At 60.0% G+C, this 23,937-nt stretch carries 20 protein-coding genes; 11 read left to right on the top strand and 9 right to left on the bottom strand.

Annotation, left to right across the window (positions count from 1 at the left end):
- Nucleotides 1-42 precede the first annotated feature (42 nt).
- The gene (gene ffh, locus AC1MDT_RS27195) at nt 43-1,419 is read right to left on the bottom strand and encodes a signal recognition particle protein (protein WP_003209589.1); all 1,377 of its coding nucleotides are present in this window, start codon (nt 1,417-1,419) and stop codon (nt 43-45) included.
- 195 nt (nt 1,420-1,614) lie between these two features.
- Between ffh and AC1MDT_RS27190 the strand changes: the two genes are divergently transcribed.
- From AC1MDT_RS27190 to AC1MDT_RS27180, 3 genes are all read left to right on the top strand, one after another.
- Entirely contained in the window at nt 1,615-2,427 is an 813-nt protein-coding gene (locus AC1MDT_RS27190; RefSeq protein WP_414906338.1) for a cytochrome C assembly family protein, read from the top strand.
- Nucleotides 2,428-2,439: 12 nt separating this feature from the next.
- Entirely contained in the window at nt 2,440-3,675 is a 1,236-nt protein-coding gene (locus tag AC1MDT_RS27185) for a transporter associated domain-containing protein (RefSeq protein ID WP_480419787.1), read from the top strand.
- 191 nt (nt 3,676-3,866) lie between these two features.
- Complete coding sequence (locus AC1MDT_RS27180) at nt 3,867-5,183, top strand: MFS transporter (protein WP_480419786.1); 1,317 nt, start codon at nt 3,867-3,869, stop codon at nt 5,181-5,183.
- An 87-nt stretch (nt 5,184-5,270) separates the two neighbouring features.
- Here the strand turns inward: AC1MDT_RS27180 and purT are convergent, their stop codons facing one another.
- The 4 genes from purT to AC1MDT_RS27160 all read right to left on the bottom strand — a co-directional run bounded on the left by purT (nt 5,271) and on the right by AC1MDT_RS27160 (nt 8,190).
- The gene (gene purT / locus AC1MDT_RS27175) at nt 5,271-6,452 is read right to left on the bottom strand and encodes a formate-dependent phosphoribosylglycinamide formyltransferase (protein ID WP_414908583.1); all 1,182 of its coding nucleotides are present in this window, start codon (nt 6,450-6,452) and stop codon (nt 5,271-5,273) included.
- 334 nt (nt 6,453-6,786) lie between these two features.
- On the bottom strand, nt 6,787-7,002 hold the full coding sequence (locus tag AC1MDT_RS27170) for a DUF1289 domain-containing protein (protein WP_480419785.1): 216 nt from the start codon (nt 7,000-7,002) through the stop codon (nt 6,787-6,789).
- Nucleotides 6,999-7,523, bottom strand: a complete 525-nt coding sequence (locus AC1MDT_RS27165; protein ID WP_480419784.1) for a gamma carbonic anhydrase family protein — start codon at nt 7,521-7,523, stop codon at nt 6,999-7,001. Before AC1MDT_RS27165 ends, AC1MDT_RS27170 begins: the two co-directional genes overlap by 4 nt.
- Nucleotides 7,524-7,590: 67 nt before the next feature.
- Nucleotides 7,591-8,190 (bottom strand): CoA pyrophosphatase, encoded by a 600-nt coding sequence (locus AC1MDT_RS27160; RefSeq protein ID WP_414908586.1) that lies wholly within the window; start codon nt 8,188-8,190, stop codon nt 7,591-7,593.
- Between the two features lie 146 nt (nt 8,191-8,336).
- On the opposite strand from AC1MDT_RS27160, the gene AC1MDT_RS27155 reads away from it, so the two are divergent.
- The 7 genes from AC1MDT_RS27155 to cmoB all read left to right on the top strand — a co-directional run bounded on the left by AC1MDT_RS27155 (nt 8,337) and on the right by cmoB (nt 15,364).
- Entirely contained in the window at nt 8,337-8,888 is a 552-nt protein-coding gene (locus AC1MDT_RS27155; RefSeq protein WP_480419783.1) for an NUDIX hydrolase, read from the top strand.
- A 107-nt stretch (nt 8,889-8,995) separates the two neighbouring features.
- Nucleotides 8,996-9,499 carry a L,D-transpeptidase family protein gene (locus AC1MDT_RS27150; protein WP_480419782.1) on the top strand — a complete coding sequence of 168 codons (504 nt, stop codon included), beginning with the start codon at nt 8,996-8,998 and terminating at the stop codon, nt 9,497-9,499.
- A gap of 278 nt (nt 9,500-9,777) precedes the next feature.
- Nucleotides 9,778-12,195, top strand: coding sequence for an endopeptidase La (gene lon, locus AC1MDT_RS27145; RefSeq protein WP_480419781.1), 2,418 nt, complete (start codon nt 9,778-9,780; stop codon nt 12,193-12,195).
- Nucleotides 12,196-12,446: 251 nt separating this feature from the next.
- A complete protein-coding gene (locus AC1MDT_RS27140) occupies nt 12,447-12,839 on the top strand; it encodes a protease inhibitor I42 family protein (RefSeq protein ID WP_480419780.1) in 393 nt (130 codons plus the stop codon).
- Nucleotides 12,840-12,841: 2 nt separating this feature from the next.
- The gene (locus AC1MDT_RS27135; RefSeq protein WP_480419779.1) at nt 12,842-13,477 is read left to right on the top strand and encodes a lysoplasmalogenase; all 636 of its coding nucleotides are present in this window, start codon (nt 12,842-12,844) and stop codon (nt 13,475-13,477) included.
- Between the two features lie 154 nt (nt 13,478-13,631).
- A complete protein-coding gene (gene cmoA, locus AC1MDT_RS27130) occupies nt 13,632-14,411 on the top strand; it encodes a carboxy-S-adenosyl-L-methionine synthase CmoA (RefSeq protein WP_480419778.1) in 780 nt (259 codons plus the stop codon).
- Complete coding sequence (gene cmoB / locus AC1MDT_RS27125; protein ID WP_480419777.1) at nt 14,408-15,364, top strand: tRNA 5-methoxyuridine(34)/uridine 5-oxyacetic acid(34) synthase CmoB; 957 nt, start codon at nt 14,408-14,410, stop codon at nt 15,362-15,364. The genes cmoA and cmoB overlap by 4 nt, the downstream gene beginning before the upstream one ends.
- 125 nt (nt 15,365-15,489) lie before the next feature.
- On the opposite strand, the gene tadA is transcribed toward cmoB, so the two are convergent.
- Nucleotides 15,490-15,987, bottom strand: coding sequence for a tRNA adenosine(34) deaminase TadA (gene tadA / locus AC1MDT_RS27120; RefSeq protein ID WP_480422870.1), 498 nt, complete (start codon nt 15,985-15,987; stop codon nt 15,490-15,492).
- Complete coding sequence (locus AC1MDT_RS27115; RefSeq protein ID WP_480419776.1) at nt 15,987-17,363, bottom strand: multicopper oxidase family protein; 1,377 nt, start codon at nt 17,361-17,363, stop codon at nt 15,987-15,989. The genes tadA and AC1MDT_RS27115 overlap by 1 nt, the downstream gene beginning before the upstream one ends.
- Nucleotides 17,364-17,597: 234 nt before the next feature.
- On the opposite strand from AC1MDT_RS27115, the gene AC1MDT_RS27110 reads away from it, so the two are divergent.
- Entirely contained in the window at nt 17,598-20,570 is a 2,973-nt protein-coding gene (locus tag AC1MDT_RS27110; protein WP_480419775.1) for a membrane-targeted effector domain-containing toxin, read from the top strand.
- A 71-nt stretch (nt 20,571-20,641) separates the two neighbouring features.
- Here AC1MDT_RS27110 and guaA read toward each other — a convergent pair whose 3' ends face one another.
- Entirely contained in the window at nt 20,642-22,219 is a 1,578-nt protein-coding gene (gene guaA / locus AC1MDT_RS27105) for a glutamine-hydrolyzing GMP synthase (protein WP_480419774.1), read from the bottom strand.
- Nucleotides 22,220-22,302: 83 nt separating this feature from the next.
- Complete coding sequence (gene guaB / locus AC1MDT_RS27100) at nt 22,303-23,772, bottom strand: IMP dehydrogenase (RefSeq protein WP_480419773.1); 1,470 nt, start codon at nt 23,770-23,772, stop codon at nt 22,303-22,305.
- Between the last annotated feature and the right edge of the window lie 165 nt (nt 23,773-23,937).

The following is a 23,937-nucleotide window of genomic DNA, read 5'->3' as shown; positions in this document are numbered from 1 at the left end:
TCCGTGTGGGGCTGCGCCGACATCACTGCCGGCGCGGATTCTTTACATCTTTGGCATACCGCCGCCGGGCAACATACCGCCCATGCCGCGCATCATTTTGGCCATTCCGCCTTTGGCGGAGAACTTCTTCATCATCTTCTGCATCTGCTTGTGCTGCTTGATCAAGCGACCGATGTCCTGCACCTGAGTGCCGGAACCCATGGCGATCCGGCGTTTGCGCGAACCGCTGATCAGCTCGGGGTCGCGGCGCTCGGCCGGGGTCATGGAGTTGATGATGGCCTCCATCTGCTTGAATTGCTTCTCTGCCGCGCCCTGGGCGTTGCCCATTTGCGCCAGGTTCACGCCGCCGATATTCGGCAGTTTGTCCATGAGGCCGCCGAGGCCACCCATGTTTTTCATCTGTTGCAGCTGATCGCGGAAGTCTTCGAGGTCGAAGCCCTTGCCCTTTTTCAGCTTCTTGGCCAGTTTGTCGGCCTTGTCTTTGTCGAGGGTCGCCTCAGCTTGCTCGATCAGGCTGAGCACGTCGCCCATGCCGAGGATGCGCGAAGCAATACGCTCAGGGTGGAACGGTTCGAGCGCTTCGCTCTTCTCGCCCATACCGATGAACTTGATCGGCTTGCCGGTGATGGCGCGCACCGACAGTGCGGCACCGCCACGGGCGTCGCCGTCGACCTTGGTCAGGATCACACCGGTCAGTGGCAGCGCGTCGCCAAAGGCCTTGGCCGTGTTGGCGGCGTCCTGGCCGGTCATGGCGTCGACCACGAACAGGGTTTCGACCGGGTTGATCGCGGCGTGCAACGCCTTGATCTCGCCCATCATCTCTTCATCGATGTGCAGACGACCGGCGGTATCGACGATAACCACGTCGATGAATTTCAGTTTGGCTTCTTTGATAGCCGCTTGCGCGATGTCGACCGGCTTCTGGCTCAGGTCAGACGGGAAGAAGGTAACGCCGACTTCACCGGCCAGCATTTCCAGCTGCTTGATCGCGGCCGGACGATAAACGTCCGCGGACACGACCATGACCGACTTCTTCTTGCGCTCTTTAAGGAAGCGCGCGAGTTTGCCGGCGGTGGTGGTTTTACCAGCACCCTGCAAACCGGCCATCAGCACGACGGCAGGCGGAACAGCGCTCAGGTTCAGGTCTTCGTTGGCCGCGCCCATCAGGCTTTCGAGTTCGGCCTGGACGATCTTCACGAAGGCCTGGCCCGGCGTCAGGCTGCGCGACACCTCGGTGCCGACGGCGCGTTCCTTGACCGAATTGACGAAGTCTTTGACCACCGGCAAGGCGACGTCGGCTTCGAGCAACGCCATGCGCACTTCACGCAGGGTGTCTTTGATGTTGTCCTCGGTCAGCTTGGCCTTGCCGGTGACATGGCGCAGCGTCTGCGAGAGACGGTCGGTTAAGTTTTCAAACATTGCGCGATCCTTTCAGGCCCTGTGTAGACCGGGATAATGGCGGCCCAGACCGTGATAAACATGTGCTCGGCGAGCCTGCGGCGTGGGCAGGTCGCGGATTATAGCGAAGACTGCGTCTGGCGGACACCTCGCACTTTCGTGCGATGTGGGTTCTATGCCAAACTCAGCGCCTTTCGGGCTTGCCTAACAGGATTTATGCTCCCCTTGTCACCCAGTTTGCTTACGACTCTCGCCGCCGCCTGCTTATATGCCGCTGCGACTCTCTACCAGGGCACTCGTCTGGCCAAAGGCGCCAAGGCGAACAAGCGCCTGCTGGTCACGCTCGGCGTGCTGGCGGTACTGGCTCACAGCGCCAGCCTGTTCACTCACTTGCTAACGCCGATGGGCCTGGGCCTGGATTTTTTCAGCGCCGCCAGCCTGATTGCCGCAGCGGTCATTGCCTTGACGCTGCTGGCCTGCTCGCGGATCCCGGTGGAAAACCTGCTTGTCCTGCTGTTTCCGCTGGGCCTCGCAACCGTGCTGCTCGCGCAATTCGCTCCCGCCGGCACCGTTCAAATCATCGACGAAGAGCCGGGCATCCTCGCCCACATCCTCCTGTCGATACTGGCCTATGGCATGTTCACCATCGCCGTGTTCCAGGCGTTGCTGTTGCTGGTTCAAGACCATCAGCTCAAGCACAAGCATCCGTCCGGGCTGATCAAGAACTTCCCGCCACTGCAAACCATGGAGAGCCTGCTGTTCGGCTTCCTCTGGGCCGGCTGGACCCTGCTCTCGCTGTCGCTGATTTCCGGCTGGTTGTTCGTCGAAAACCTCTTCGCCCAGCACCTGGTGCACAAAACCCTGCTGGCCTGCCTGGCCTGGATCGTCTTCAGCGTGTTGCTCTGGGGCCGTAACCATCTGGGTTGGCGCGGACACAAGGCCATTCGCTGGACCCTCGCCGGTTTCTGCCTGCTGATGCTGGCGTATTTTGGCAGCAAGCTGGTTCGTGAATACATCCTGCATATCTGACGGGCGGCATTAATGGACGACTTGCCCATAGGGCCGATGCTCGCAGTAGTGGCCCTGCTGATTTTATGGTCGGGGCTGTTTACTGCCATCGAAGCGGCGCAACAACACTTGCTGGCCCAGCGCACCGCCTCGCGCTCAAGCGACAAACCGGTGGCAAAGCTGAGCTTTCCGCTCAACAGCCTGATCCTCTGCAACACCCTGTGCCGTGCGCTTGTCGTGGTCATCAGCACCTTGCTGGCGATTTTCACGTGGGCAGGAAACGGTCCATGGGCCGCTTGCGCAGGGGCCGGCGCCATTCTGCTGGTGTTTGCCGATTATCTGCCGCGCACCCTCGCCACCCGCTATCCGGATGCGATCCTTAATCTGGGTAACACCCTGCTCCGCGCACCACTGAAAATCCTCTACCCGGCCGCCTGGCTGCTGAATAGCATCAGCCTGTTATTGATGCGACCGTTCGCCCGCAAAGCCAAAGTGGTGCAGTTCAGCGAAGACGAAGCTGCGAAGGAGCGGCGCGACGACCATGAACACGCCGTCTGCCGTCCGCACGCGCTGTCGGGTATCCATGCGCTGGACAACATCACGGTCAACGACATTCTGGTACCACGCAGTGACGTGGACGGGATCAATCTCGACGACCCCCTCCCGGACATCATCGAACAACTGCGCCAAAACAAGCGCACGCGCCTGCCGGTCTTCCACAGCGACATCAACCAGGTCGAAGCGGTGCTCAACACCCGGCAGATCCGCCATCTGCTGCCTGATGCCAGCCTGACCCGTGAAGCACTGCTGGCCGCCAGTCACGAACCGTACTTCGTGCCGGAAAGCACGCCATTGCAGCTGCAGCTGCTGAACTTCCACAAACAGCAGCGGCGCTTGGGCATGGTGGTCGACGAGTACGGCGAAGTGCTCGGCATCGTCACCCTGGAAGACATTCTCGAAGAAATCGTCGGCGAATTCGAAAGCCAGCACAGCCTGCATAACCCGCATGTCCATCCGCAAGCCGACGGACGACTGGTCATTGAGGGCGCCGCATCGATTCGCGAATTGAACAAAAGCCTAGGTTGGCACCTGCCAAGTGACGGTCCCAAGACCCTTAACGGCCTGGTGACCGAAGCGCTGGAAACAATTCCGGACAGTGCTGTGTGCCTGAAGATCGGGCGTTATCGCCTGGAAATCCTGGAAACCGAAGACAATCGCGTCACCCGGGTTTTGATCTGGCATACGAGCTCAGTTCCAGCCATCCAATAACCTCCTGCGATCACGCCAGCTGCTACAAGGATTTGCGCTTGTTTGATAGTTAGCCGCCTTCCTATAATCGAGCCGCTTACCCAAGCGCCGCCCTACCCCAGTGCTACCCGCACGCTGCGTTAAACCCACATCCCTGGGTGTTCGACCATAATAATTCGCTCCATTGGAGCATGACTGTCAGGGATCACCGCATGACGACGAGCACAACGTACAGCGAAACCACGCCTGCCCAGCCGACAAACTCCGCCACCCGTGTGGCCACGGCGAGTTTCATCGGCACCGCCATCGAGTTCTACGACTTCTACGTCTACGCCACCGCCGCAGCGCTGGTGATCGGCCCGGTGTTCTTTCCGCAGACTTCCGGCACAGCCCAGATGCTCTCGGCGTTCCTCACCTTTGGTATCGCGTTCCTTGCACGGCCCCTGGGTTCGGCGTTGTTCGGCCACTTTGGTGACCGCATCGGCCGGAAGTCGACCCTGGTCGCTTCTTTACTGCTGATGGGCGTGTGCACCACCCTCATCGGCGTACTGCCCGGTTACGCCAGCATCGGGGCCTGGGCGCCGATCCTGCTGTGCGTGCTGCGGTTCGGCCAAGGCCTTGGATTGGGCGGCGAATGGGGTGGCGCGGCCTTGCTGGCCACAGAAAATGCGCCCAAAGGCAAGCGCGCCTGGTTCGGCATGTTCCCGCAACTCGGTCCTTCGATTGGCTTTCTGGCGGCTAACGGCCTGTTCCTGACCCTGGCCATGACCCTGACCGATGAACAGTTCCGCTCGTGGGGCTGGCGGATTCCGTTCCTGCTCAGCGCCGTGCTGGTGATGGTCGGTCTGTATGTACGCCTCAAACTTCACGAAACGCCGGTGTTCGCCAACGCCATGGCTCGCCAGGAACGGGTGAAGATCCCGCTGGTCGAGCTGTTCAGTCAATACTGGGCGCCAATGCTGTTGGGCGCCGGTTCGATGGTGGTGTGCTACGCACTGTTCTATATCTCGACGGTGTTTTCGCTCAGCTATGGTGTCTCGACACTCGGCTATACCCGCGAAACCTTCCTCGCGCTGCTGTGCTTCGCCGTGCTGTTCATGGCGGCCGCGACACCGCTGTCGGCCTGGGCCAGTGATCGTTACGGGCGCAAACCGGTGCTGATCATCGGCGGCGTGCTGGCGATTTTGTCCGGTTTCTTGATGGAACCGCTGCTGACCCAAGGCTCGACCTGGGGTGTGGCGCTGTTCCTGTGCATCGAACTGTTTCTGATGGGCGTGACATTTGCCCCGATGGGCGCGCTGCTGCCGGAGCTGTTTCCGACGCGCGTGCGCTATACCGGCGCTTCAGCGGCCTACAACCTGGGCGGTATTGTCGGAGCCTCGGCGGCGCCGTTCTTCGCACAGAAGCTGGTGGCGATGGGCGGTTTGAGTTATGTCGGCGGGTATGTGTCGGGGGCGGCGGTGCTGAGCTTGATTGCGGTGCTGTGCCTGAAGGAGACGCGTCATAACGATTTGAATCGGGTTGCCTGATAGACCGCCATCGCGAGCAAGCTCGCTCCCACAGGGATCACACTGAACCTGTGGGAGCGAGCTTGCTCGCGATAGGCGCGCCTCGGTTTAAAGCTCTACCACAACAGCCTGAGAAGCACGGGTCGCTTTAGCACGAGCCGCTTCAATCGACTCATCACGCGCCAACGCCACACCCATCCGGCGCTGGCCATTGACCTCTGGCTTGCCAAACAGACGCAACGCCGTGTCCGGTTCGCTCAACGCAGCGCCCAGGTTAGCGAAAGCGGTCTGAGTCGACTGCCCTTCCACCAGGATCACCGCCGAAGCCGACGGCCCGAATTGACGGATCAACGGAATCGGCAGGCCCAGAATCGCCCGTGCGTGCAGCGCAAACTGTGACAGGTCCTGGGAAATCAGGGTGACCAGGCCAGTGTCGTGCGGGCGCGGCGACACTTCGCTGAACCACACCTGATCGCCTTTGATAAACAGCTCGACGCCAAACAGACCACGACCGCCCAAGGCTTCGGTGACCGCTTTGGCCACGCGCTCGGATTCGGCCAGGGCAATCGGGCTCATGGCTTGAGGCTGCCAGGACTCCTGGTAGTCGCCCTTCTCCTGACGGTGACCGACTGGTGCGCAGAACGTGGTGCCACCAATGTGACGCACGGTCAGCAGGGTGATTTCGTAGTCAAAATCGATGAAGCCTTCGATGATCACGCGACCTTTGCCAGCACGGCCGCCTTCCTGGGCGTAATCCCAAGCGGTCTTCACGTCATCGGCGCTGCGCAGCAGGCTCTGGCCTTTGCCCGACGAGCTCATCACTGGCTTGACCACGCACGGGAAGCCCAGGTCCTGAACCGCCTTGCTGTAATCCTCGAAGGTGTCGGCAAAGTGGTACGGCGAGGTCGGCAGGTCCAGCTCTTCGGCGGCCAGGCGACGGATGCCTTCGCGGTTCATGGTCAGCTGCGTGGCGCGCGCGGTCGGAATCACGGTGAAGCCTTCGGCTTCCAGTTCGACCAGGGTCGCGGTGGCGATGGCTTCGATTTCCGGCACGATAAAGTGCGGCTTCTCGGCTTCGATCACCGCACGCAGGGCGGCGCCGTCGAGCATGTTGATCACATGGCTGCGATGCGCGACTTGCATGGCCGGAGCGTTGGCATAGCGGTCGACGGCAATGACTTCAACGCCCAGGCGTTGCAGCTCGATCACCACTTCCTTGCCCAACTCACCACAGCCACACAGCAATACGCGGGTCGCGGTTGGCGACAATGGAGTTCCGATACGGGTCATCTCAGGTCCTCAAAGGAGCGGATCATCGAGGGACGCAGCGCCACGCGCGCTTCCCATGGGGAGAAAGCGCGGCATTTTACATGAACCGCAGGGTTTGGCTTCAGCTGACGACGGCCAGGAGAAACATGGGCAGAGGGAAACCTGTCAATTTGGCGTGCAGATGACTTCAGCCAGGCAACGTCGCCAAACCTTGTAGCAGCTGGCGCAGCCTGTAGGAGCGAGCTTGCTCGCGAAAGCCCTGAGAGCGACACGTTTATCCAACATGAACGCGTTATCGTTAACTTCCTTCGCGAGCAAGCTCGCTCCTACAGGCGAACGCAGGCTGCGCCAGCTGCTACAGGTCCGGTGCTTTTCCTGGCATCCAGAGCAAGCCACTCGACTTGGCCCGCTCGTGACACAACCCCAACACCTTGCGCCGTTCTTCGTTTTCCATCCGGCTCCAGCGCGTGATTTCTTCCACCGTGCGCTGACATCCGATGCAAATATCATCATCGTCCAGCGCACACACATTCACGCACGGCGATCGTACGGGACGTTCCGGCGTGCTCATTCTTCCTGCTCGACCAGATCGCGGGCATAACGCTGAGCGTTATGCACATAGTGGGCAGCGCTGGCTTCCAGCATCTTCTTCTGCGGCTCGGTCAGCTCGCGCACCACTTTGCCGGGCGATCCCATGACCAGCGAACCGTCCGGAATTTCCTTGCCTTCGCCGATCAGTGAATTGGCACCAATGATGCAGTTCTTGCCGATTTTCGCGCCGTTGAGAATGACCGCGTTGATGCCGATCAGGCTGTAATCGCCGACAGTGCAGCCGTGGAGCATGGCGTTGTGGCCGATGGTCACGCCGGTGCCGACGGTCAGTGGGTAGCCCATATCGGTGTGCATGACGGTGCCGTCCTGGACGTTGCTATTCTTGCCGATCAGGATCAGTTCGTTGTCGCCACGCAGCACGGCGTTGAACCAGACGTTGGCGCCCTCTTCCAGTTTGACCTTGCCCACCAGTACAGCGTTGGGGGCGACCCAGCTCTGTGGATGGGTTTCGACGCGGGCGTCGCCCAGACGGTATTTCATCTTATTGTCCTCAAGGCCAGGCAGGCTCACTAGCAATAGCAGGGGTCACGCCATACCAACGATGGCTTCAAATATTGATAAAGCTTTTTGGGGGGTGGTGCAGGCTGATGTCGGCGTCATACAACAGGTTGATCAACTCGACGATCATGATCGCCGTCAGGCCCCAGATCTTGTATTCGCCAAAACGATAACTCGGCACGTACCAACTGCGCCCCTGGTAATCGATGCGATGCGTGTGTTCCCGAGGATCCTTGCGAAAGAACTCCAGCGGCACGCTAAACACCGCAGCGATCTCGGCATCGTTGGCCAGGTATTCGACAAAATCCGGGATCACGCCGACATAAGGCGTGACTTTGATGCCATGCAGGGAAATCAGCGGGCTTAGCGGGCCGATAACTTCGACCAGCCCTGGCGGCAAGCCGATTTCTTCTTCGGCTTCGCGCAGGGCCGTGAAAATCAGGTCCGGGTCTTCGGGGTCGCGACGTCCGCCGGGAAAGGCGACTTCGCCGCCATGGGTCGAGAGCCCGCTGGCACGCAGGGTCAGAACCAGTTCCGGTTCTTCACTGCGGGTGATGGGCACCAGTACCGCGGCCTCCGGGAAACGTCGGTCGGTCTCCAGCGTGCGCGGTGTGTGATTGCTTACCCGATGCAGTAGCTCGTCCAGCATGAGTGTTCTCGATCTGTGCCTTACATTGCATCATGCACCAATCGAACCGACCGCCCAACCCCCGAACTGTCGTGTGTCGCTAAACGACAACTTGCCGACGGACACCCCCGCACGCCAAGATAGGCGCAGCATTCAGGAACCCAAGCATGAAATTTTGCAGTCAGTGCGGCAACCCGGTGACCCAGCGCATTCCCGAAGGCGATTCGCGCCTGCGTTTTGTCTGCGACAGCTGTCACGCGATTCACTATCAAAACCCCAATATCGTCGCCGGTTGCGTGCCGACCTGGGGCTCCAAAGTGTTGCTGTGCCGACGTGCCATTGAGCCACGACGCGGTTACTGGACCCTGCCCGCCGGTTTCATGGAAAACGGTGAAACCATCGAGCAAGCGGCCATTCGCGAGACGGCCGAAGAAGCCTGCGCCCGGGTGCGCAATCTGAGCATCTATACCTTGATCGACGTGCCGCACATCAGCCAGGTGCATGTGTTCTTCCGTGCCGAGCTGGTCGACCTGGATTTTTCCGCCGGCCCCGAGAGCCTGGAAGTGCAGCTTTTCGAAGAAGCCGACATCCCTTGGTCCGAGCTGGCTTTCCGCACGGTGGGCCGTACCTTAGAATGCTTCTTCGCTGACCGGCGGGCCGAGGTCTACCCCGTGCGGTCCGAATCGATCCCGCCGCTTGCTCAGCCTGCCATCACGTGAACTCAACGTCGGTAGACTTACCGACACAAAAAGATCGCAGCCTGCGGCAGCACTTACAACAAACATCTATAAATATATAGTCGCGACACTTTTTGGGAATCGTTTCAATGCGCTGGTTGCTTGCCCTGTTTTGCTTGTCGTTCGTCGCTGTCTCCCAGGCTTCTGTAGCGGAAACCCTGGACGGCAAAGTCATCGAAAAAGTATTGATTCTGAAATCCGCCCACCAATTGCAATTGATCAACGACGGCAAGCCGCTCAAGACCTATCGCATTTCCCTGGGCAAACACCCCACGGGGCCGAAGCTGATGGAAGGCGACAAACGCACGCCGGAAGGTTTCTATTGGGTGGACTGGCGCAAAGTCAGTGACCGCTTCAACCTGGCGATGCACATTTCCTACCCGAACATCAGCGACTCCGCCCGCGCGCGGCGCGAAGGCGTCGAACCCGGCGGCATGATCATGATCCACGGCACCCCGGACACTGAAGACACCCCCGAAGACCTGTTCCACACCCTGGACTGGACCGACGGCTGCATCGCCATGCGCAACATGGACATGCGTGAAGTCTGGGGCCTGGTGCCAGATGGCACGATGATCGAAATCCGCCCGTAATCCCCGACACAACAGCATCCACAATGCTGACAAACCTCTTCGCGAGCAGGTCGGATCGCCGCACCGTCGCTCCCACATTGGATCTCTGTAGCAAGAGCCATTGTGGGAGTGAGCCTGCTCGCGAAAGGGCCTTCCAAAAATGAAGATGTCCGCCCAGATCCAGCTAACCTGTCTCTGCACTGAACACGCTTTCGAATTATCCGTTATCCCCACGTCATCATTGAAACCACCGCCAACCTGCCCCATCTAAGACCCATACTCCTTTGCGCAGGTGCCCCATGAGCGACCAGCAAGAATTCCCCGAAGACCCGAGCGAATACGCCGACCCAGAGAACGCCGAACACCACTCCACCGGCAAAGGCCTCGCCCTGCCAGGCCAGAACCTGCCGGACAAGGTCTACATCATCCCGATCCACAACCGCCCGTTCTTCCCGGCCCAAGTGTTGCCGGTCATCGTCAATGAAGAACCATGGGCCGAAACCCTCGACCTGGTCAGCAAATCCAATCACCACTCCCTGGCCCTGTTCTATATGGACAAGCCCCAGGAAGACCCACGCCATTTCGACACCTCGGCCCTGCCGCTCTACGGCACACTGGTCAAGGTGCATCACGCCAGCCGCGAAAACGGCAAACTGCAATTCGTCGCCCAGGGCCTGACCCGCGTGCGTATCCGCACCTGGCTCAAGCACCATCGCCCGCCGTACCTGGTGGAAGTCGAATACCCGCACCAGCCCACCGAGCCGACCGACGAGGTCAAGGCCTACGGCATGGCGCTGATCAACGCGATCAAGGAACTGCTGCCGCTCAACCCACTGTACAGCGAAGAGTTGAAAAACTACCTCAATCGCTTCAGCCCCAACGACCCGTCGCCACTGACCGACTTTGCCGCCGCCCTGACCTCGGCCACCGGAAGTGAACTGCAGGAAGTGCTCGACTGCGTCCCCATGCTCAAACGCATGGAAAAAGTCCTGCCGATGCTGCGCAAGGAAGTTGAAGTCGCGCGCCTGCAAAAAGAAATTTCCGCCGAAGTTAACCGCAAGATCGGTGAGCATCAGCGCGAGTTCTTCCTCAAGGAACAACTCAAGGTCATCCAGCAAGAGTTGGGCCTGACCAAAGATGACCGCAGCGCCGACATCGAACAGTTCGAGCAGCGCCTGCAAGGCAAGGTGTTGCCCGCCCAGGCGCAAAAGCGCATCGAAGAGGAAATGAACAAGCTGTCGATCCTCGAGACCGGCTCGCCGGAGTATGCGGTAACCCGCAACTACCTCGACTGGGCGACCGCGGTGCCGTGGGGCGTGTTCGGCGAGGACAAACTCGACCTCAAGCACGCGCGCAAGGTGCTGGACAAACATCACGCCGGCCTCGACGACATCAAGGACCGGATCCTCGAATTCCTTGCGGTCGGTGCTTATAAAGGCGAGATCAGCGGCTCCATCGTGCTGCTGGTCGGCCCGCCGGGCGTGGGTAAAACCAGCGTTGGCAAATCCATCGCCGAATCCCTGGGCCGGCCGTTCTACCGCTTCAGCGTCGGCGGCATGCGCGACGAAGCCGAGATCAAGGGCCACCGCCGCACGTACATCGGCGCGCAACCGGGCAAACTCGTGCAGGCGTTGAAAGACGTCGAAGTGATGAACCCGGTAATCATGCTCGACGAAATCGACAAGATGGGCCAAAGCTACCAGGGCGACCCAGCCTCCGCGCTGCTGGAAACCCTGGACCCGGAACAGAACGTCGAATTCCTCGACCATTACCTGGACCTGCGCCTGGACCTGTCGAAAGTGCTGTTCATTTGCACCGCCAACACCCTGGACTCGATCCCTGGCCCGTTGCTTGACCGGATGGAAGTCATCCGTCTGTCGGGCTATATCACCGAAGAAAAAATCGCCATCGCCAAGCGGCACTTGTGGCCAAAGCAACTGGAAAAGGCCGGTGTGTCCAAAGCCAGCTTGTCCATTAGCGACAGCGCGTTGAAGGCGTTGATCGACGGATACGCCCGCGAAGCCGGCGTGCGCCAGCTGGAAAAACAACTGGGCAAACTGGTGCGCAAGGCCGTCGTGAAGTTGATCGATGAGCCGAACGCGGTAATCAAACTCGGCCCCAAAGACCTCGAAGCGTCACTCGGGCATCCGGTGTTTCGCAACGAGCAAGTCCTCTCCGGCACCGGCGTCATCACCGGGCTGGCCTGGACCAACATGGGCGGCGCGACCTTGCCGATCGAGGCCACGCGTATTCACACATTGAACCGTGGTTTCAAACTCACCGGGCAACTGGGCGACGTGATGAAAGAGTCGGCCGAAATCGCCTACAGCTACGTCAGCTCCAATTTGAAGTCGTTTGGTGGTGATCCGAAGTTCTTCGACGAAGCCTTTGTGCACCTGCACGTACCTGAAGGCGCCACCCCGAAAGATGGCCCGAGCGCCGGCGTGACCATGGCCAGCGCCCTGCTTTCGCTGGCGCGCAATCAACCGCCGAAGAAAGGCGTCGCCATGACCGGCGAATTGACGCTGACCGGGCATGTACTGCCCATTGGTGGGGTGCGCGAGAAGGTGATTGCGGCGCGGCGGCAGAAGATATTCGAGTTGATCCTGCCGGAACCCAATCGCGGGAGCTTTGAGGAATTGCCGGACTATCTTAAAGAAGGGATTACCGTGCATTTCGCCAAGCGTTTTGCGGACGTGGCTAAGGTGCTGTTTTGACGGTGATGTAGCGTCTGCACGACCGCTTTCGCGAGCAGGCTCGCTCCCACAGGGGTATCGCAAACCTTGTGGGCATGTGGGGAAGGTGCTGTTTTGACAGTGATGTAGCCAGGGTTATCACTGTCCCTTGTGGGAGCGAGCCTGCTCGCGAAGACGTCGGCACTCACACCGCCAATTCCCGGCGCTGTCACACTTCGTCTCATCTTCAGTTATGCTCGCCGTTCGTCGTGAATGCCGGAGCCGCTGACCTTATGTCCCCCACCCGCCTGTTTGTCCCCCTCGCCCTCGCCTTGCTGGCCGCGTGTGCCACGCCCCCCAAACAGAACGTGACCGTGGAAAAACAAAGCGAATGCCCGACGACCCTGCACAACGGGCAGAACCTGATCCTGACACTGCCAAGCAACCCGACCACGGGGTATCGCTGGGCGATCCAGGATTCCGCCGGTGGCGTGCTGCGCGCGCTCAGCCCAGAGGTTTACAGCAACCCGGAAGATGCCGGTGTGGTGGGTGCGGCCGGGATCTCGACCTGGCGCTTTCAGGCGTTCGCTACCGGCACAGGCCGTTTGCGTCTGACCTCGCAACAACCGTGGGCACCGGAAGTGCTGCCAGTAGAAACCTTCGACTGCGCGATCTCGGTTAACTGATCTTGGGCTGGCTGCTCCTGGCGCTGATGGGCGCGGTGACCTTTCTCTACGGCCTCAGCATGCATGCCGCGCTGCTCTGCCTGCTGGTCAAACCGTTGCCGGTGCTGGCCTTGCTCGGATGGCTGCATGATGCGCCGCCCACCGAGTACCGGCGCTGGATCAGCCTTGGATTGATTTTCTCCCTGCTCGGCGATGTGTTGCTCGCATGGCCGGGGGATTTGTTCGTGTTCGGCCTCGGGGCGTTTCTGGTCGCCCACCTGGCGTACCTGAAAGCGTACGTGAGCGATTGCCGGCGACTGGCGCCGGTACCGCTGATCCTGGCGCTCGGCGTTGGCGCGGTGCTGCTGGGGATTCTGATCTCTCACGGTCTGGGACCGTTGCTGATCCCGGTGATCGTTTACGGCCTGGCGATCAGCGCGATGCTTTGGCGGGCACTGGCCAGGCTCGGTAGCGAGGTGCCCAAGCGCTCGGCGTTGCTGGCGGCAGCGGGGGCGCTGGCATTTGTGTTTTCCGATAGCGTGATTGGGATTAGCCGCTTTGTAATGCCGTTCGAAGCAGCACCTTACGTGATCATCCTTAGCTACTGGCTGGGGCAGTGGGGGATTACGGCCTCTGCGTTCGGTCCAAAACCGCGCTGAATCCTTCGCGAGCAGGCTCGCTCCCACAGGGCCGCTGCAATCCATGTGGGAGCGAGCCTGCTATCGAAAGCATCATCACTGACAGCGAAGATTCCGGATCCAGCCCCAGCGGTTTATCAGACAACCCGCGCATCCACGCGTCAAGTTGGCTAAAATGCCGTCCTTTTCAACCGAAGCTGCTGGAACCGCCGTGAGCAAAGAACCCGATCGCCTTTTCGCCCAGCCTTTGGCCCAGGTGCCTGACTTCGCCTTTAACGAGGACGTGGTGCGGGTGTTCCCGGACATGATCAAGCGCTCGGTGCCGGGTTATCCGACCATTGTTGAAAACCTCGGCGTGCTCGCCGCGCAGTTTGCCCAGCCCAACAGCGTGCTCTACGACCTGGGTTCCTCCCTCGGTGCCGTGACCCAGGCCTTGCGTCGTCATGTGCGCACTGACGGCTGTCGCGTCATTGCTGTGGATAACTCCGCCGCGATGGTCGAGCGTTGCCGCGAGTACCTCAACGGTCAGGACTCGATGTTCCAGGAATTGCTGCCGGTCGAGGTGATCGAAGGCGACATCCTCGCGCTCGATTTCCAGCCCGCCTCCGTCGTGGCGCTGAACTTCACCCTGCAGTTCATCGCCCCGGAGCAGCGCACCGTGCTATTGAGCCGCATCCGCCAGTCGCTGCTGCCCGGTGGTGCGTTGATCCTCTCGGAAAAGCTGCGCTTCAACGACCCCGAAGAACATGCGTTGCTCACCGATCTGCACGTGGCGTTCAAACGCTCCAACGGCTACAGCGAACTGGAAATCGCCCAGAAGCGCAGTGCCATTGAAAACGTCATGAAGCCCGACAGTCTCGAAGAACACCGTGAGCGCCTGCTGGCCGCCGGGTTCTCGAAAGTCGTGCCGTGGTTCCAGTGTCTTAACTTTGCCTCGTTGATTGCCTTGCCATGATTGATTTGTCTCCCCTCGCCCGCCGTTTGGCCGGCACGCCGCTGGCCGAATGGGCCAACACCTTGCAAGCGCAACTCGACAAGAAGATGGAGAAAGGTCACGGCGACCTGGAGCGCTGGCAGAGCGCGCTGGACGCGTTGCCGAAGATCCAGCCGAGCGACGTCGATTTGCTCAACGGCCTGATGCTGGACACTGAATGCGACGATGAAACCCGTGCGCAAATGCGCACGGCGTTGATGGGTTTGTCGCCTTGGCGAAAAGGCCCGTTCGATCTGTTTGGCGTGCATGTCGACACCGAATGGCGTTCCGACTGGAAGTGGTCGCGGGTAGCGAAGCACCTGGACCTGAAGGGCAAACGCATCCTCGATGTCGGCTGCGGCAACGGTTACTACATGTGGCGCATGCTCGGCGCCGGCGCCGACAGCGTGATCGGCGTCGACCCGAACTGGCTATTCTTTTGCCAGTTCCAGGCCGTGCAGCGGTACCTGTCCGAGCCTAACGCCTGGCACCTGCCGTTCCCTTTCGAAGACTTGCCGCCGAACCTGGAAGGCTTCGACACCGTGTTTTCCATGGGTGTGTTCTACCACCGTCGTTCGCCGATCGAGCACTTGCTGGCGCTGAAGGATTGCCTGGTCAAGGGCGGTGAATTGGTGCTGGAGACGCTGGTGATCGAAGGCGATCAGCAGCAAGTGTTGGTACCGGAAGACCGTTACGCGCAGATGCGCAACGTGTGGTTCCTGCCGTCGGTGCCGGCGCTCGAATTGTGGCTGCGTCGTGCCGGGTTTACCGATGTTCGCTGTGTGGATGTAAGCGTAACCACGGTTGAGGAGCAGCGCGGGACGGAATGGATGAAGTATCAGTCGTTGAGTGATTTCCTTGATCCCGAGGATCACAGCAAGACCATCGAAGGCTTGCCCGCGCCGATGCGCGCCGTGATTGTCGCCCGCAAGTAAAACCCGATCTCCAACCAATGGAGATCCCCTTGTAGGAGCGAGCTTGCTCGCGATGGTGTGTCAGTCGACATTAATGCAGCTGACACTCCATCGCGAGCAAGCTCGCTCCTACAAGGGGTCGGTGTTTATTCTGCGGGTTTTGCCCGGCGGGCCTTGAAGAACTCGCTCAACACGGCCCCGCACTCCTCCGCCAACACCCCACCTTCAAACAACACTCGATGGTTGAGAAAGCCCTGGGTAAAGAACTGTCCCTGGCTCTGCACAATCCCGGCCTTGGGTTCGAGGGCGCCATACACCACCCGCGCAATCCGCGAATGCACGATCAACCCGGCGCACATGCTGCACGGCTCAAGCGTCACGTACAGCGTACTGCCCGGCAGGCGATAATTGCTCGCGGCCTTTGCTGCGGCACGGATCGCGACCATCTCGGCATGAGCACTCGGGTCGTTACCGCTGATTGGGCAATTGAAGCCGCGGCCGATGATTTCACCGTCCTGCACCAGCACCGCGCCCACCGGCACTTCACCCAGGGCCGCACCTTGAGCGGCCAGCGCCAGCGCTTCGCGCATGAAGTCACGATCACGACTGCGATCGATAATTGCGGCGGGACGTATCTGACGCATCATGCCACCTCGATGGCGGCCATCAGGCCGGTTTCCATGTGATCGATCACGTGGCAATGGAACATCCACACACCCGGGTTATCCGCCACCAGCGCCACTTGCGCGCGTTCGTTCTTACCCAACAGGTACGTGTCGGTGAAGTACGGGATGACCTTGTGCCGGTTCGAAGCGATGACCTTGAAACTCATGCCATGCAGGTGAACCGGGTGTTGATACTGAGTCATGTTCTTCAATTCGAAAATATAGCTCTTGCCCTTCTCAAGCCTGGCAATCGGGCGGTCGGCGCAGGTCTTGTCAGTGATGTCCCACGCCTTGCCGTTGATCTGCCACAGGCTGGGCGGTTTGCCGTTGTCGACGTTCACCGACACCGAGCCGACCCATTCGAAATTGAAGTTGAGTTTCTCGGCATTGGCCAGGTCCGGCTCGGCCACCGGGTTGGCGGGCAACGCAGGCGGCCAGGTGGTGGGGGAATCGCTGTTGGCCACAGAGCGGAACGTGCCCAGACGTACCGGGCCGTTGCGCAGGGACAGTTCTTCACCGGCTGGCGGCGCCTTGATTGCCAGACAAATACGCATGCCCGGGCCGAGCCAGTATTCCTTGCCCTGTGGGCGCGGCTCGACGGGGTTGCCGTCCAGCGCATAGATCTGCGCTTCGACACCCGGAATATTGAGGCGATACGTCAGCGTGTTATCGAGGTTAAGCACGCGCACCCGGGTAATCTGCCCGGCCGGCAACTCGATCACCGCTTGCGAGAGGCCATTGATGGTCGACAGTCGCCCCGCCGTACCGCCACGGGCCGCTTCGCGAGGAACGCTGAAGGCGACGAAATCGCCCTGTTCATCGACGTGCCAGCTCTTGAGGCTCAGGGTCTTCTCGTACTTGAAACCGGTCGGCTCACGCTCTTCGACGATCAGCGGACCGACCAGCCCGCGACCCAGCTCTTCGCTGCTGTTCACATGCGGGTGATACCAGTAACTGCCGGCGTCGGGAACGCGGAATTTGTAGTCGAAATATTCACCCGGTAACACCGGAAGCTGCGAGACGTAGGGCACGCCATCCATTACCAGTGGCAGGCGGATGCCATGCCAATGAATGGTGGTCGCGACCGGCAGGTGGTTGATGAAGCGCACCCGCAGCCATTCGCCCTGACGCACGCGCAGCTCGGTGCCCGGCGCCGACGGGCCAAACGCCCAGGCTTCGGTCTTATGCCCGGCCACCAGTTCGACGTCCAGCGGCGCGGCGATCAGCTCATAGTCGTGGCCCGCGTCGGCGTCAGCCATCTTGCCCAACCAGTAACGCGATGCACCACCGGCGCCCACGCCAACGACAACAAGACCGGCCAGGCCACCGAGGATTTGGCGACGGGTAAAGGACATGAACTCAACTACCTCACGTATAAGCGGCAGGCACGGGGCCGGCAAAAGGCGAATACGATACACCTGCGGTTGAGAAACAGTAAGGGTGGCGCGGCGGATGACCGGCACTGAAGATGCTTTCTCACAACCCCCGTCTATCGCTGCCGACTCTGATAACGACCGATCCTACAGATTCAAGTGGGCTGACTTGCCATAGTCCCCACAACATTCAACCCATTTCTCAAGGAGCGAGAAGTGAACACACCTGAATCAATGACCCCGTCCCTCCTCCCGAATCCGGCCGATGAGCAACTTCTCAAAGATCTGGTCCTGCCCTTTACCGAAGCCTGTCCCGACCTGCACGCCATGGCCCATGAAGCCGGCCAAGAGATCCTCGACAAGCACAGCGTCAAAGGCATCGACCCGGACAAGGTCTGGTGGCACCGTTTCGGCAACACGTCTGTCAGCAGCACCAAGGCGTTCCTGTTCTGGGAGCATTACCCCACGCCGTCCGAGTCCCTGACCCTGCCGCAATTGGTGGTCAAGCGCTTCCGCCCTCATGACCAGGACAACGCCGACCTGCTGGATGGCGATGGGGGGTTCTACGATGAAGGGCCCCACGCCTCCATATACAACGAAACCAACGAAGTGAAGATGTACCCCAGCGAGGTCCTGAAGGACCTGTGGGCCATCAATTTCAGTGAACGCTACCGAAACAAAATGGAGCAGTTCTGGAAGCTCCATTCGGACGATTTCCGTACCCTTGCCAAGCTCAACTTTCTGGCCAAGGCGCTGGACGAGCACGACGGCGCTCGGTTGAGTAACGAAAACCTCAAGACCGTCATCAAGGCCGTCGCAAGCAACATTACATGGCCAGTCAGCGTCCAGATGCTGCAAGCTCAAGCGGCGACTGTCGACAGCTTGCGCGTCTACCCATTGGACATTGGCGGCTATCAAGCCACTGACATTCTCTGCATCACCGACCGCAACGGCGTACTGATCCTTTACACGCCGGGTGAAACCGACAGCTTTCACCTCTTTGCCACGGCATCCGATCTGCACTGGTGGCTGCTGATGCAAAACAATCGCGCGGAGAATCGAGCACGCTTCATGGCTCACTTCCCGTTGGCCGCCCAGCAGCAGGATGACGGCAACATCGGTCTGAACGCCATGATCGACTTGCTCTACTCCACCTGGGGCACGAGCGATCATCATCTGATCAATCAAAAAGCCAAGCCGATCACGGGTGACCCGTTTAGCTGGTTGCGTGACGCTGTGAAGGCTCGCATGCACAGCGATGCGGACCTGTCCCTGCGTTCCAACGGCGATCTGCGCGAACAGATGTGGATCGGTTATCTGAACGCCTTCGTCCACGTCTTCGGTTCCATGGCCGCCCTCGGTTGGCCCGTGGCACTGGCAGCCGTCGGTGCCGGCATAGCCGACATGGGCTTGAACATTGACCAGGCGATCAACGGCAGCACCAAGGCAGATCGCAAGGCCGGGGTCGCGGGCGCCATCGGCAGTGCCATCGAAACCCTGTTCAATCTGCCTTTTCTGCGCGGCGCGGCAGAGCTTGCCGAAGTGGGGGAAGCCAGCGAAGCCTTCGAGCTCAAGGGCGACTTTTCCGAGTTACCGCCCGCGGAGCCGGCAGGCATCCCGCCGATCGCCCAACTCGCCCCCGGGCCTGCTTATGCGCAGGAAGGTACCGAACTGCTGACCTACTTTGAAACCAATGAAATTCTGGACGGCCTGTCACCTGTCGCCCAGGACGGTAAGTTTCAAGGCATCTACCAACCGCCAACCGGCGGAAACTATGTACTGATCAATGACAATTATTACCTCGTGCGTTACGTCAAAGAGCTGAGGACCTGGGCCATCATCGACGCCGCCAACCCGTACTCGTTCTATCGCAACTTGCCCATTCGCCTTGATGCAGAGGGAGACTGGCAACCCATCAACCGCCCCGGTCTCCGTGGTGGCGGAAAATTCGACGGGTTATGGCCTTGGGGCCGCGCCAGCGAGCCCTTGCCGGACGTTGAAAGCCCGCCCACCGCATACGACATGCCGCAAGCCTTGCGTAAGGACCTCAACAAGATCGCTCAGGGCGGAGGGTCCAAGTACGAGCTCAATGACGCCTATGCGAACACTAACTTCAGCCCTGACGGCAGCGACCCGCTGGGCGACTTCAAGGCCATGAGAAAAACCCTGTATCGGGACGCCACCGCTTTCTTGGAATCGCCGCCCTTGCCAGCCAGGCCCGAGATCCCGGCCCTGCCGGCTGGCTTGCCAAAAAAGGACCTCATCAAGAAACTGTTTCGCATCGCTTCGGGCCTGGTCATCGGCGAGAACCATTCAAGCGTCGGCAGCAAACAGTTCCTGATCGAAAACATGGGGGTGCTGAGCAAGCAAAAGGTCAAAACCCTTTACTTTGAACACCTCCTGACGGACTTCCATCAGGCGGACCTGGATATCTTCAACCGCACGGGTGAGCTTTCGCAGAGCCTCGAAAACTACTTGAAGAATCTTGATCGAGGCAACAGCACCGACCCCAGTGGCCAATACACGTTTCTGGAAGTGATCAAGGCTGCACGCAAGAGTCATATCCGGATCCAGGCCATCGACTGTCTGGCCAGTTACCAAAGTACGGGCATGAAGGGTGTGGAGAAGAATTTTCGCCAGAAGATGATGAGCTTCTTTGCCCATGAGGTGATTCGCACTGATCAAGTCATTCGCGGCCCCCATCGCTGGGTCGCGCTGGTAGGCGACAGTCATGCCAACACCTGGGAAGGTGTGCCCGGCCTCAGCGAGTTGGAAGGCGGCATCGGCTTGCGCATCGAAAGCACTCCGACGGGCACGGCGCGCGGCGTCGAAGTGGACCCCGGACGTATTCCAACCGACAACTTCGGTCGTCCGTTGGCAATGGTCAAAAGCGATTTGCGCCTGCAACTGGATACGCCTCCTAATGTCGTTCTGGCGGAATCCCTGGAACAAGCCCTCAGGCGCCCTGGCGACTGCACGGTAATCAATGTCGATGACCAGGCCACGCTCATTCATCGCAGCAGAACGGGCACGCTCGTTCGCACACCGATCTTGCGCGACCACGGGTCGTACTACATCGAGCGAGACAGTTGGCCATCCATCAGCGGTCGGCGCTACGCCAGCCTGACAGAATTCTCTACCGCGTTGAGGCTTACTGGTCTGCGTTCTGTCCAGTTGCCAGAGTCCTGACATGCAAAAGGCCCCGTGAACTCACATTCACGGGGCCTTTCAGGTGTTACGGGCGATCAGTCAGACCGGGATCACTCCCACTCGATCGTCGCTGGCGGCTTGCTCGACACGTCGTAAGTAACGCGGGAGATGCCTTCGATTTCATTGATGATGCGGCCGCTGACGGTTTCCAGCAGCTCGTAAGGCAGGTGTGCCCAACGCGCGGTCATGAAGTCGATGGTTTCCACGGCACGCAGGGCAACCACCCAGGCGTAACGACGGCCATCGCCGACCACGCCAACCGATTTCACCGGCTGGAACACCACGAATGCCTGGCTGACCTTGTGGTACCAGTCGGCCTTGCGCAGTTCTTCGATGAAGATGTGGTCGGCGCGACGCAGCAGGTCGGCGTATTCCTTCTTCACTTCACCGAGGATCCGCACACCCAGGCCCGGGCCCGGGAACGGGTGACGGTAGACCATGTCGTACGGCAGGCCGAGTTCCAGGCCCAGACGACGGACTTCGTCCTTGAACAGCTCGCGCAGGGGTTCAACCAGCTTGAGGTTCATTTCTTCCGGCAGGCCGCCCACGTTGTGGTGCGACTTGATAACGTGAGCCTTGCCGCTTTTGGCGCCAGCCGACTCGATCACGTCCGGGTAGATGGTGCCCTGGGCGAGGTACTTGATGTTGTCGAGCTTGCAGGATTCGGCATCGAATACGTCGATGAAGGTACGGCCGATGATCTTGCGCTTCTTCTCCGGGTCGGACTCGCCGGCCAGATTATCGAGGAACTGGTCGGCAGCATTGGCGCGGATCACCTTGACGCCCATGTTCTCGGCGAACATGGCCATCACTTGCTCGCCTTCGTGCAGACGCAGCAGACCGTTGTCGACGAAGACGCAGGTCAGCTGGTCGCCGATGGCTTTGTGCAGCAGCGCGGCAACGACCGAGGAGTCCACACCGCCGGACAGGCCGAGCAGTACATTGTCGGTGCCGACCTGGGCGCGAATGTTGGCAATGGCGTCTTCAGCGATTTTCGAAGGCGTCCACAGGGCTTCACAGCCGCAGATGTCGAGGATGAAGCGCGAGAGGATGCGACCGCCCTGCTTGGTGTGGGTCACTTCCGGGTGGAACTGCACGCCGTAGTAGCCGCGAGCGTCGTCGAACATGCCGGCAATCGGGCAGCTCGGGGTGCTGGCCAGGATGTGGAACTCGTGCGGCATCTTGGTGACCTTGTCACCGTGGCTCATCCACACGTCGAGGCCGAACAGGCCGTCAGCGTCGATGTGGTCTTCGATGCCGTCGAGCAGACGGCTCTTGCCGACCACGTCAACGCGGGCATAGCCGAACTCACGCAGCTCGGAACCTTCAACCTTGCCGCCCAGCTGTTCAGCCATGGTCTGCATGCCGTAGCAGATACCGAAAACCGGTACGCCCAGGTCGAACACAGCTTGCGGTGCGCGCGGGCTGTCGGCGACGTGTACGGACTCGGGGCCGCCGGCGAGGATGATCCCTTTCGGCGCGAATTCGCGAATCGCTTCGTCGTCCATATCGAACGGATGCAGTTCGCAATACACGCCGATTTCACGCACGCGGCGGGCAATCAGCTGGGTGTACTGGGAACCGAAGTCGAGGATCAGGATGCGGTGAGCGTGAATGTCGAGGGCCATGAAGTCAGTCTCGTCTATGTAATTCAGAAACAACTCGGGGCTGAATAAAACAGCCCCGGTTACTTAACTTATTGCTAGAAGGCTCAACCTACGCGGTAGTTTGGCGCTTCTTTGGTGATCTGTACGTCGTGGACGTGGGACTCGGCCATGCCAGCGCCGGTGATCCGCACGAACTCAGGCTTGGTGCGCATTTCTTCGATGTCGGCACTGCCGGTGTAACCCATCGAGGAACGCAGGCCGCCCATCAGCTGATGGATGATCGCACTCAGGGAGCCCTTGTAAGGCACACGCCCTTCGATCCCTTCAGGTACAAGCTTCTCGGCGCCTGCCGAGGAGTCCTGGAAGTAACGATCGGAGGAACCTTGAGCCTGGGACATGGCGCCCAGCGAACCCATGCCACGGTAAGCCTTGTACGAACGACCCTGGAACAGTTCGATTTCACCTGGTGCTTCTTCAGTACCGGCGAACATCGAGCCCATCATCACGCAGGAAGCACCGGCCACGATGGCCTTGGACAGGTCACCGGAGAAACGGATGCCGCCGTCGGCGATCAACGGAACACCGGTGCCTTCAAGGGCAGCGGCGACGTTGGCGATGGCACTGATTTGCGGGACGCCGACACCGGCGACGATGCGAGTGGTGCAGATCGAGCCAGGGCCGATACCAACCTTGACGGCATCCGCGCCCGCTTCGGCCAGGGCCTTGGCAGCAGCGCCGGTGGCGATGTTGCCGCCGATGACCTGCACTTCAGGGAAATTCTGTTTGACCCAGCGAACGCGGTCGATCACGCCTTTGGAGTGACCGTGAGCGGTGTCGACCACCACCACGTCAACGCCGGCAGCAACCAGTGCGGCAACGCGATCGCCCGTGTCTTTACCGGTACCGACCGCAGCGCCGACGCGCAGACGACCTTGATCGTCCTTGCTGGCCAGCGGATACGCCTTGGCTTTTTCGATGTCGTTGACGGTCATCATGCCTTTGAGGGCAAACTTGTCGTCGACGATCAATACGCGTTCGATGCGGTTTTTGTGCAACAACTCGCGGACGTCGTTCTTGTCGGCGCCTTCCTTGACAGTGACCAGACGCTCTTTAGGCGTCATCACTTCGCGGACAGTGGCTTCCAGACGATTTTCAAAACGCACGTCACGGGAAGTGACGATGCCGACCAGGTCGCCATCGTGCAGTACCGGAACGCCGGAGATGTTGTGCAGGCGGGTCAGTTCGAACAGTTCACGAACCGTGGCGTCAGCCTCGATGGTGATCGGGTCCTTGACCACGCCGGCTTCGTAACGCTTGACCTTGCGAACTTCGGCAGCTTGCTGCTCGATGGTCATGTTCTTGTGGATAATGCCGATGCCACCTTCCTGAGCCATGGCAATTGCCAGACGGGCTTCAGTGACGGTGTCCATGGCGGCAGAAACCAGAGGAATATTCAGCTCGATGCCACGGGTTAGGCGGGTCTTGAGACTGACTTCGTTAGGAAGCACCTCGGAATAACCAGGCACTAAGAGAATGTCGTCGAATGTCAGAGCTTCTTGGCTGATACGCAGCATCGCGGGGGCTCCCGAGCGGGAAAATGGAAGCGCGCCATTATAGTCAGACACCCCCTCGGGTTCAATGTAAAACTCTGTCTATTATTAGCATTACTGATATACGGGGATTACAGCTATAGGTGGATTACTGTTTTTTTGTAGGAGCGAGCTTGCTCGCGATGATTT

This window comes from Pseudomonas sp. ASL7 (genome assembly GCF_056680375.1).
The sequence above is the reverse complement of the archived record's forward strand: the minus strand, read 5'-3'. Positions and strand labels throughout refer to the sequence as shown.